The sequence below is a fragment of the Thermohalobaculum sp. genome, from assembly GCF_058622915.1.
Genome location: NZ_JBZSYN010000181.1, coordinates 26501 through 37278 on the forward strand (window position 1 = coordinate 26501; position 10778 = coordinate 37278).

At 67.1% G+C, this 10778-nt stretch carries 9 protein-coding genes; 6 read left to right on the forward strand and 3 right to left on the reverse strand.

Annotation, left to right across the window (positions count from 1 at the left end):
* Nucleotides 1-5 precede the first annotated feature (5 nt).
* Nucleotides 6-497 (reverse strand): DUF2147 domain-containing protein, encoded by a 492-nt coding sequence (locus AC32QD_RS13950; protein WP_492011114.1) that lies wholly within the window; start codon nucleotides 495-497, stop codon nucleotides 6-8.
* A 698-nt stretch (nucleotides 498-1195) separates the two neighbouring features.
* Between AC32QD_RS13950 and AC32QD_RS13955 the strand changes: the two genes are divergently transcribed.
* The 6 genes from AC32QD_RS13955 to AC32QD_RS13980 all read left to right on the forward strand — a co-directional run bounded on the left by AC32QD_RS13955 (nucleotide 1196) and on the right by AC32QD_RS13980 (nucleotide 9177).
* Nucleotides 1196-3241 (forward strand): ABC transporter substrate-binding protein, encoded by a 2046-nt coding sequence (locus AC32QD_RS13955; RefSeq protein WP_492011115.1) that lies wholly within the window; start codon nucleotides 1196-1198, stop codon nucleotides 3239-3241.
* A gap of 135 nt (nucleotides 3242-3376) precedes the next feature.
* Nucleotides 3377-4384 (forward strand): ABC transporter permease, encoded by a 1008-nt coding sequence (locus AC32QD_RS13960; RefSeq protein ID WP_492011116.1) that lies wholly within the window; start codon nucleotides 3377-3379, stop codon nucleotides 4382-4384.
* Between the two features lie 3 nt (nucleotides 4385-4387).
* Nucleotides 4388-5593 carry an ABC transporter permease gene (locus tag AC32QD_RS13965; protein ID WP_492011117.1) on the forward strand — a complete coding sequence of 402 codons (1206 nt, stop codon included), beginning with the start codon at nucleotides 4388-4390 and terminating at the stop codon, nucleotides 5591-5593.
* On the forward strand, nucleotides 5590-6591 hold the full coding sequence (locus AC32QD_RS13970; protein ID WP_492011118.1) for an ABC transporter ATP-binding protein: 1002 nt from the start codon (nucleotides 5590-5592) through the stop codon (nucleotides 6589-6591). Before AC32QD_RS13965 ends, AC32QD_RS13970 begins: the two co-directional genes overlap by 4 nt.
* Complete coding sequence (locus tag AC32QD_RS13975) at nucleotides 6588-7598, forward strand: ABC transporter ATP-binding protein (RefSeq protein WP_492011119.1); 1011 nt, start codon at nucleotides 6588-6590, stop codon at nucleotides 7596-7598. The genes AC32QD_RS13970 and AC32QD_RS13975 overlap by 4 nt, the downstream gene beginning before the upstream one ends.
* A gap of 19 nt (nucleotides 7599-7617) precedes the next feature.
* A complete protein-coding gene (locus tag AC32QD_RS13980) occupies nucleotides 7618-9177 on the forward strand; it encodes a sulfatase-like hydrolase/transferase (RefSeq protein WP_492011120.1) in 1560 nt (519 codons plus the stop codon).
* 137 nt (nucleotides 9178-9314) lie between these two features.
* Here the strand turns inward: AC32QD_RS13980 and AC32QD_RS13985 are convergent, their stop codons facing one another.
* Both AC32QD_RS13985 and AC32QD_RS13990 read right to left on the reverse strand, forming a co-directional pair.
* A complete protein-coding gene (locus tag AC32QD_RS13985; protein WP_492011121.1) occupies nucleotides 9315-9650 on the reverse strand; it encodes a chaperone modulator CbpM in 336 nt (111 codons plus the stop codon).
* Nucleotides 9647-10606, reverse strand: a complete 960-nt coding sequence (locus tag AC32QD_RS13990) for a DnaJ C-terminal domain-containing protein (protein WP_492011122.1) — start codon at nucleotides 10604-10606, stop codon at nucleotides 9647-9649. The genes AC32QD_RS13985 and AC32QD_RS13990 overlap by 4 nt, the downstream gene beginning before the upstream one ends.
* Nucleotides 10607-10778 lie beyond the last annotated feature (172 nt).

Sequence of the window (10778 nt, forward strand, 5' to 3'; positions counted from 1 at the left end):
GGCGGCTATTTCGCCGAGACGCAGCCGATCTCGTGATTCGGGTCCGGGCGGGTCCAGACTTCGCTGATGCCGAGCAGCTTGATGCCGAGATAGGCGCGCAGCTTGAGCCGGTTGTTGGAGAGCTTCGTCACCTCCAAACTGTAGCTGTTGCCGTGCTTGGGGTCATAGACTTGGCCGTCGTCCCAGACGCCGCCGCCTTGGGGCTCGAGGCCGCTGATGACCTGGATGCCGCAAAGCGGCCGGTCGCGCAGCGCCGGATCCGGGTTCTTCTTGTCCCGCTTCGGTTTGCCGTCGTTGAGGGGATCGCCGAGCCAGGCGATGCGGCCGCACACGTTCGATCCGCAAGCGTAGAAGTCGACGATGACGCCCTTTTTCCCGCTCAGCCAGGGGCCGAGCAAGGTGGTCTTGCCCTCGGTCGCCGCGTCGGCGGCGCCGGCCGGTGCCACGGCCGCGGCGAGCGACAATGCCAAGGCGATGCCGAGCAGTGCCGAATGCATGCGGGGCGTCGGTCCTGTTCGTCTCACGCGTCACGCTCCTCTCTCTGTGTGTGTGCTGCCACAGATACGCAGCGCAGATGGCGATCCGTCTGTCAGCAATCAACCGTTGCGCAGCAGGCCGCTCAGGGCAGGAGCGCGGACAGGCCGGCGAGCAACCGCCCGATGTCGTTGGCCGGCATGAAGATGCGCCGAGGCGCACGCGGCAATTGTCGGCACACAGGAGGATGCCTTCCTCGGCCGCGCGGTCCACGACGGTTTCGCTTTGAGGGTGCGCGGAGACCGCACGCACCACCCGGCGGGTCGCGAGTGCATCAGCCATCGTGTCCGAGTGGTCCGTCATGGCGCTAAGCAGCGGCAGGAGAGACTCAGACGCCGCAACATGGGCCGGCCGCGCAATACATCGACAATTTCGATGCAGTTATAAGAACAATAGATTTTAACTATTCATTCCGCACGTCCAATATGGCCCGCCAAGAGGCCTCCGGGGCGCCGCGCGGCACGTGGTTCGCGAGCCTGCCCCAAGGGTCCGCCGTGGTCACGGCCGCCGTCGCCGGGGAGGGAGCCAGCGTCATGATCCGCAAGGATTTCAGGCGCATGAAGCCGGGTCATGCTGTCACAATTCCGGCCTATAGTGCGATTCGCGCCGTGCGCATTTAATTTTACCCACACAAACAGGACGTCTGAGGGGAGTCACAACCATGAAACGCCTGCTGTTGGCCGGGATCGCGGTCCTGGCACTCGGGGCTCCGGCCTTCGCCGGGACTTGCCCGGCAATCACCTTGAAGGACATGAAGGGGGTGCCTCCGGGTGTCTTCCCCGAGCAGTACGATCTGACCGAGTTCGAGAAGGCCGCGCACTGCACGATGACCTTCCACGAGAACCCGGCGATCACGGCAATGAACGCCCGCATCCAGGGCAATCCGAAGACGCTGCCGCCGGTCGCCAAGCGGCTGCCGGCCGACCCGCTGGTGGTCGTTCCCTACGACAAAATCGGCACCTATGGCGGCACCTTCCACGCGCTCTCGAACGCGTCGGAAGCCGGCACCTCGGACTTCCTGTCGATCCGCCACGTCAACCTCGTGCGCTACTCGGACGACCTGCAGACGATCGTCCCCAACGTGGCCAAGTCGTGGGAGTGGAACAAGGATTACACCCAGCTGACCTTCCATCTGCGCAAGGGGCACAAGTGGTCGGACGGCCAGCCCTTCACCGCGGCGGACGTCAAGTTCTGGTATGACGACCTCGAGATGGACCCGCATGTCTACGCCAAGCCCAAGGACTATGTGCTGGTCGGCGGCAAGCGGATGACCGTCGAGGTGCTGAATCCGGAGACGGTGCGCTTCGACCTGCCGGCGCCGAAGCCGGGGCTGCTGGCGCATTTCGCGACGCACTTCGCCCAGGCCTTCCAGCCGAAGCATTTCCTCGGCCAGTTCCACCCGGCGATCAACCCCGATGCCGACAAGCTGGCGCAATCGCTCGGCTTCAAGAACGGCTACGCCGTCATCGCCGCCTACTACGGCAATTCGGACTGGACCGACACCGCCTCGCCGATGCTCAACAGCCCGAATTTGGTGGCGCATCTTCCCGCAGCCGCGCTGCCGTCGCTGGAGAGCTACGTCGACGTGAAGCAGACCACCGAGGGCAGGCACTTCGTCGCCAACCCCTACTTCTTCCAGGTCGACACGGCGGGCAACCAGCTGCCCTACATATCCGAGCAGGACGAGATCTACGTCAACGAGCAGCAGGTGCGGCTCCTGAAGCTGATCAACGGCGAGGTCGACTACAAGGCCCAGTCGCTGCAGATCGCCGATCTCCCGCTGCTCTTGCAGAACCGCAAGAAAGGCGACTACACGATCGACCTCAAGCCCAAGATCGCCGAGCACGTCTTCTCGTTCAACGTGACCGACGAGGATCTGGAGAAGCGCAAGGTCTTCGGCGACATCCGGTTCCGCAAGGCGATGTCGATCGCGATCAACCGCGACGAGCTCAACCAGGTCGCCTATTTCGGCCAGGGCGAGCCCAGGCAGTATATCGGCTTCTCGCCCAAGCCGGGCTTCATCGACAAGAAGTGGCTGACATATGCCACCCAGTACGATCCCAAGAAGGCCAACGAGCTGCTTGACGAGATCGGCATGAAGGATATCGACGGCGACGGCTTCCGCGAGCTGCCGAACGGGCAGAAGCTGGTGCTGAACATGCAGTTCTCCACCCAGGGCATCGCCGGACAGGTGGTCGAGCTGGTCGGCCAGTATTGGTCGAAGGTCGGCATCCAGACCACGGTCAAGGAAGTCACGCCGGACGAGTACCGCTCGGCGCAGTCCTCCAACCAGCTCGATGTCGGAATGTGGGAGAAGGGCCAGCCGCTGCCGATCGTCATGGCGACCGACGAATTGTGGGTGCCGCCCTTCGAGAACTATTTCGGCCACCGCACCGGCATGCTGTGGGCCGAGTACATCGACTCCAAGGGCACCAAGGGCGTCAAGCCGCCGGACTGGGTCATGCAGATGCGCAAGGACATCTACGCCTTCCAGTCGGCCCAGCCGGGCTCGCCCAAGTCGGACAAGCTCGGCGAGAAGCTGGTCGAGAACATGACCGGCCACCTGCTGTTCATCGGCACGGTGCTGTCGTCGGATCCGATCTACCACCGGAACGCGCTCAAGAACTTCGTCCCGTTCAAGACCGCGTCCTACGAGTACTACCGGACCTATCCCTACCGGCCGCAGCAATGGTACTTCGCCAAGTGACCGCTGCACTGTGACGCAAAACCGGACCGGGCGCCGCGCGCGCCCGGTTCCAAGCTTGTCTCGGGCCGAGCAACGGGACGATACTGACCGACAGAAACAACCCGGACCAAACCGGGTGCGGACAGGGCACGACCGATGCTGCAATTCGCCAGATTCGTGATCATGCGCGCGGCTATGGCGCTGTTCACGCTCGTGCTCGTGTCGCTGATCGTGTTCTCGCTGATGGAGCTGGTGCCCGGCGACTGCGCCGAGCGCTATCTCGCCTTCAAGAACACCCAGGGCTCGCAGATCTCGGTGGCCGACATCCAGTCGGAGCGCATCCGGCTCGGCCTCAACCGGCCCTTCCTGGTGCGCTGGAGCAGCTGGCTGGGCAACGCGCTGTTCCATGGCCAGTTCGGCGAGAGCTGCATCCTGCGGCTGAACATCTCGCGGCTGATGGGCGACAAGTTCTGGATCAGCCTCGGCATCTGCCTCACGGCGCTGATCCTGGCCTATCTGATCGCGATACCCGTCGGCATAATGGCTGCCAGCGCGAAGAGCGCGACGGTCAACAACTCGCTGAGATTTACCAGCTATCTGGGGCTCGCGCTGCCGAACTTCCTGCTGGCGCTGATCATCATGCTGATCTCGACGGTGCTGTTTGGCAACAGCCTCACGGGGCTCTTCTCGGAGCAATTTCGCGACTCCGCCTGGTCCTGGGCGCGGCTGAAGGATTTCCTCGGGCATGCCTGGCTGCCGGTGTTCATCCTGGGCTGGTCGGCCACCGCCTTCGCGCTGCAGACCGTGCGCGCGCTGATGTCCGACGAGATCGGCAAGCTCTATGTGACCGCTGCCCGGGCGCGGGGCATCTCGGGCAGGCAGCTGTTGTGGCGCTATCCGGCGCGCCATGCGCTCGGGCCGGTGATCAACTCGCTGGGCTTCGACCTCAACCGCATCTTCAACGAGCTGCCGATCGTGGCGCTGATCATGACGCTGACCGAGGCCGGGTCGCTGCTGATCGAGGCGCTGGCGCGGTCGAACGATCAGCAGCTTGCCGGCGCGATCATCTTCCTGCTGACCGCCAGCATCGTGACCATCAACTTCGTGACCGACGTCCTGCTCGCGGTTCTCGATCCGCGGGTGCGGCGCGGAATGATAGGATAGGCCATGACGGAAGCCACGGCCTCCAGCGTGCCCCCCGCCAAAGGCGGCACCGACCAGCGCCGCAAGGAAGCCTATTTCACCGCCACGCAATCCCAGCTGATCTGGGCCCGTTTCCGCCACAATCGCTCGGCCATGATCGCCGCATGGGTGCTGATCGGCCTGATCATGATGGGCTATTTCTCGCCGTTCCTGTCGCCCTACGACCCGACGATCAACGGCCGCGACCCGCAATACGAGAATGGCGCGCCGCAGATTCCGCGCTTCTGGGACGAGAACGGCTTCTCGTTCCGGCCCTTCATCTACGGCACCAAGCGGACCCGCTCGATGGCCACCAATTTCCGCTGGGTGATGACGGTCGAGCGCAACGACCGGCATTATGTGTATTTCTTCGTCAAGGGCTGGCAGTACAGCCTGATCAACATCCGCCTCGACCTGCCGCTCTTCCACGTCGACACGAACCTGCGGGCGCTCACCTTCAACACCCACCTGTTCGGCGTCGACAAGGGCCAGATTCACCTCTTCGGCACGGATGCCAGCGGCAAGGACATCTTCGGCCGCACCTTGGCGGCGGTGTGGACCTCGCTCGCGGTCGGGACGATCGGCGTCTTCATCTCCTTCGTGCTGTCGCTGGTGATCGGCGGGGTGGCGGGCTATTTCGGCGGCTGGATCGACTCCGCCATCCAGATGATCACCGACGCGATCCGGACCGTGCCGCCGATCCCGCTGTTCATGGCCATCGCCGCCTTCATCCCCCAGACCTGGAGCTCGGAGATGCGGTTCTTCTTCATCTCCTGCGTCCTGGGCTTCATCAACTGGCCGACACTGGCGCGACGAATACGCACCCACCTCTTGACCGAGCGCAGCCAGGAATACGTGCTGGCCGCGCAGCTGTGCGGTGCGTCCTCGAGCCACATCATCCGGCGCCACCTGCTGCCGAGCTTCACCTCCTATATCATCGTCGACCTGATGATCTCGTTTCCCTACATGGTGCGCTCGGAGACGGCGCTCAGCTTCATCGGGCTGGGGCTGAAGGACCCGGTCAACTCGCTCGGCTCGCTGTTGCAGAACGTGTCCAAGGCCGACGTGCTCCTGAACTACCAGTGGTACTTCATCCCCGTCCTGTTCTTCATCGCGCTGGTGCTCGCTTTCGTCTATGTCGGCGACGGGTTGCGTGACGCCGCCGATCCTTACGCGAAGGCCAGCAAGTGACGCTGATCAAGGTCGAAGATCTCACCGTGGAGTTCGACACCGACGAGGGCCGCATCGTCGCGGTCGACGGCGTCTCCTTCGAGCTCGACCCCGGCAAGGTCCTGGGGCTGGTCGGCGAATCCGGCTCGGGCAAGTCGGTGACGGCCAAGTCGCTCATGCAGCTCAACGCGGACAACACCGCCTACGGGCCCAAAAGCCGCATCACGCTCACGCTCGAGTCGGGCTCCATCGACGTGCTATCGCTGCGCTCGGCGCGCGAGATGCGCGTCGTGCGCGGCGGCGCCATCTCGATGATCTTCCAAGAGCCGATGGCCAGCTTCGCGCCGGCCATCACCATCGGCGACCAGATGGTCGAACAGCTCTGCCTGCACAAGAACATGACCAAGCGCGCCGCCCGCGAGCTGTCGATCGAGATGCTCGCCCGCGTCGGCATCTCCGACGCCGATAAGCGCTTCCGCCAGTACGCCTTCGAGCTTTCGGGCGGCATGCGCCAGCGCGCCATGATCGCCATGGCGCTGTCGACGCACCCCAAGCTCCTGATCGCCGACGAGCCGACCACGGCGCTCGACGTCACCATCCAGGCGCAGGTCATCGACCTGATGAAGGACCTGGTCGCCGAGTTCGGCATGGGCATCATCTTCATCACCCATGATCTCGGCGTGATCGCGCAGACCGCCGACAGCGTTGCCGTGATGTATCTGGGGCGCATCGTCGAGTACGGGCCCGTGCGCGAGGTCATCCGCAACCCCGCGCATCCCTACACGCAGGGCCTGCTCAAGGCGCTGCCCGACCTCGAGGACCTCGACGCGCCGCTCACGCCCGTGCCGGGCGACATCCCATCGCCGCTGGAGCGGCCGCGGGGCTGCGTCTTCCATACCCGCTGCCCGAAGGTCATGCCCGGGCGCTGCGATGCCGCCGTGCCCGAGAAGATCCGCGTCAAGCCCGGCCACGCCGCCGCCTGCTTCGCGGTCGAGGACGCGCTGGCGGTGGCCTCGTGACCGGCAGGCCGATCATCTCGGCGCGCGATCTCGCGGTCCATTTCCCGATCGGCGGCGGGCTGTTCGGCGCGCGTGCCATCGTGCAGGCGGTCGAGGGCGTCAGCCTGGACATCCCGCGCGGCGCCTTCTTCGGCCTGGTCGGGGAGTCCGGCTCGGGCAAGACCACGCTGGGCCGGGCGCTGCTCAAGGCGGCGCCGATCACCCGCGGCCAGGTCAGCTACCAGGACCACGAGGTCGCCTACGACCTCGCCCGGATCACCAAGGCCGAGCTCAAGGACTACCGCAAGCGCGCCCAGCTGATCTTTCAGGACCCCTACGCCGCGCTCAGCCCGCGCATGACGGTGCGCGACATCATTGCCGAACCGATCGAGGTCATGCGCATCGCCACGACGCGCGAGGACGCCGACCGTCGCGTGCGCGAGATCGCCGCCAAGTGCCGGCTCAACCTCGAGCACCTGCGCCGTTTTCCGCACGCCTTCTCGGGCGGCCAGCGCCAGCGCATCTCGATCGCCCGCACGCTGGTCGCCAACCCGCGCTTCGTCGTGGCCGACGAGGCGGTGGCGGCGCTGGACGTCTCGATCCAGGCCGACGTGCTGAACCTGCTCAAGCAGCTCAAGAAGGATCTCGGGCTGACCATCCTGTTCATCAGCCACGACCTCTCGGTGGTGGCGCATATCTGCGACCACGTGGCGGTAATGTATCTCGGCCGGCTGGTCGAGACCGCGCCCACCCGCGCGCTGTTCGCCGCGCCGCGGCACCCCTACACCAAGGCGCTTTTGTCGGCGATCCCCTCGCTCGACCCCGACAACCGCGGCTCGGCGCAGAAGCTCGAGGGCGAGATCCCCAGCCCGACCAACCCGCCGCCCGGCTGCAAGTTCCACACCCGCTGCCCGCACGCCATCGACATCTGCCGCCGCGAGGAGCCGCGCCTTGAAGACGGCGGCGCCGGGCGCGAGGTCGCCTGCCACCGCTGGCAGGAGCTGGCCGGCACCCTCTCGCCTGCCTGAGGGCACAGGAGACCGGCCCATGGCCAAAGGCCCCGCGCCGCGCCCCGGCAAGGTCCTCTTCGTCGTCATCGACCAGTTTCGCGCCGATTGCCTGAGCGGCGCGCTGGCCGGGTCGGCGCAGCTTCCCAACCTGCGCGCCCTGATGGCCGACAGCGTTACCTTTTCCAGCCACTTCACCGTCACCAACCCGTGCGGTCCGGCGCGCGCCAGCCTGCTCACCGGGCTCTATGCCATGAACCACCGCTCGGTCAGGAACGGCGCGCCGCTGGCGCACCACCACACCAACCTGGCGCTGGAGGTGCGCCGGGCGGGCCGCGAGCCGCTTCTCTTCGGCTATACCGACACCGCGGTCGACCCCGCCGGCCGCGACCCGCGCGACCCGGACCTGCAGACCTATGAGGGCCTGATGCCGGGATTCGCGGAGGTCGTGCGCATGCGCCTTGAGCACGGCAGCCACGCCTGGCTCGCGCATCTCAGGGCGAAGGGCTACGACCTGCCGGCCGACTACGACGATCTCTACCGCGCGGTGGATCCGGACGGGGGCGGCCGTCTCGACGCCCCGACGCTCTACCGGGCCGAGGACAGCGACACCGCCTTCCTCACCGACAGGACGCTCGAGGCGCTTTCGGTGCGCGGCGGCGAGGACTGGTTCGCCCATCTCTGCTACATCCGCCCGCACCCGCCGCTGGCGGCGCCCGCACCCTGGAACGTCTCGCACGACCCAGCGCGCCTGCCGCCCGCCGCCGGCCCCGGCAGCGTCGCGGCCGTGCGCGCCGTGCATCCCTTCTTCGACGCCTATTTCGCCGAGCCGCGCGAACGGGCGCTGCATATCGGCTTCGACGGCCGGCTCGACCGGCTGGCCGAGGCCGATCGCCGGACCCTCCGGGCGCTCTATCTCGGCCTCGCGGCCGAGATCGACCACCATATCGGGCGGCTCATGGGGTTCCTCGGCGAGTCGGGCCAGCTCGACGACACGCTGGTGATCGTCACCTCCGACCACGGCGAGATGCTGGGCGACCATTTCATGTGGGGCAAGACCAGCCCCTACGACCCGGCCTGGCACGTGCCCCTGATCATCCGCGACCCGCGCCGGCGCGCCACCGCCGGCACGGCGGTCGACGCCTTCACCGAATCGATCGACCTCGCCCCGACCATCCTCGACTGGCTGGGCCTTCCGGCGCCGCTCGGCTTCAACGGCCGCTCGCTGGTGCCGTTCCTCGACGGCGCGGCGCCCGCCGGCTGGCGCGACCACGTCTTCCTCGAGCTCGATCTGGGCGATCCGGTCGCGCCGACGGTGTTCCAGCGCCGCCTCGGCCTCGGGCTGGCCGAGGCCAATCTCGCGATCCTGCGCGAGAGGCGCTTCAAGTACGTGCATTTCAACGGCGGCCTGCCGCCCTTGCTGTTCGACCTCGAGGCCGACCCGCTCGAGCTGCACGACCTTGCCCCCGACCCGGCCGCGGCGCCCGAGCTGATGCGCCTCGCCCGGCGCATGCTCGACCACCGCATGAGCCACGCCCACCATGCCGAGTCGCTGATGAAGCTGACAGCCGCGGGCGTGAAGACCGCGCCGCGCGGCTGAGGCCGTTGGGCGTGACCTCCCCGGAGGAAAAAACGTCCACAGAAGATTTCGTTTGAAATCAACGTGTTAGCTATGTGTCCACGCGTGGACACCGGCGCGGTAGCGCGATTCCGTCGGACCGGCGGGCCGGCCCGCGGCTAGTCGCGCTCCCGCAGATAGGCGGCGCCGATGCGCCGGCGCACCTCCTCGGGCTCCGCGTCGATCGCCCGCACGAGCCGCCGCATCTCGTGGCGCAGGCCGTGCAGCTGGTCGAGCAGCGACATCACCAGCGCCAGCCCGTCCTCGTCGAGTCCGAAGTCCTCGCAGAGCTCGCACAACAGCTCGAGCCGTGCCACGTCCGCCTCGGCGAACACCCGCTCGCCGTCGCGCTCGGCGGGCAGGATGCATCCCGCTGCGATGAAGCTCTCCAGCCGGTGCCGGGTGAGCCGCTCGACGACGGCGACGACCATGGTGTCGGTCAGCCGGGCCGTCATGACTTCATCCCCTTGCGCGGGTCATAGGCGTGTGATTTGCGCCACTCGGCCATGAACGTCTCCAGCTCGGCGTCGATCCTGTGCGGCGAGACGATGCGCAGCCGGATCAGCTGGTCGCCGTGCCCGGCCTTGCCGCGCCGCTTCACCCCCTTGCCCTTGAGGCGCAGGGTCTGGCCGCCGCTCGCCCCCTTCGGCACCGTGACATTGACCCGCCCGGCGATGGTTGGTGCCTCGACCTTGGCCCCCAGCACCGCCTCGTCGAGCGAGACCGGCAGCTCGATCACGATGTCGTCGCCCTCGCGCCGGAACAGCGGGTGTGGTCTCACCGAGATCGTGACCAGCGCGTCGCCCGCGGGCCCGCCGCCCAGCCCCGGCTGGCCCTTGCCCTTGAGCCGGATGGTCTGGCCGTCGCGCGTGCCCTCGGGGATGCGCACGTCGAGCACCGAGCCGTCCGGCAGCGTGATGCGCCGGACCGCGCCCCGGGCGGCGTCGAGGAATTCCACCTCCAGGCTGTAGAGCGCGTCCTGCCCGCGCATGCGCAGCCCGGCGCCGCCGCCGCGGTGGCCGCGCGCGCCGCGGAAGCCGCCCTGGCGGCCATGCCGGCCGAACAGGTCGCCGAAGATGTCGGAGACGTCCTCGAAGTCCTCGAAGCCGCGGGTCGAGCGATAGGTCTGGCCGGCGCCGGTGTCGGCGTATTCGCGGTAGAAACGCCGCTCGGGGCGCTCGGCGCCGGTGGCGTCGATCTCTCCCCGGTCGTAGCGCCCGCGCTTCTCGGGGTCCTTCAGGATATCGTAGGCCGCCGAGATCTCCTTGAAGCGGGCCTCGGCGCCCTTGTCGCCCGGGTTGAGGTCCGGGTGCGCCGACTTGGCCAGCTTGCGGTAGGCCTTCTTTATCTCGTCCTGGCTCGCGGTCTTGGCGACCCCGAGGACCGCATAGAGGTCCTTGCTCGCGTCCATTCCAGCTCCGTGGCTGCGGCACCCGACCGCGGCAGGGGCGGAGATTGCGCTCCTGCGCTCGAGGCAAATGCCGGTTTTCCAGCGTGATATGTTTGATTCGCGGTGCCGCGTTCAAGTCCCGGGCGCTGGGAACGGCGCGGCCGGCGCTTCATTCCGGGCCCTGCCTCTCTAG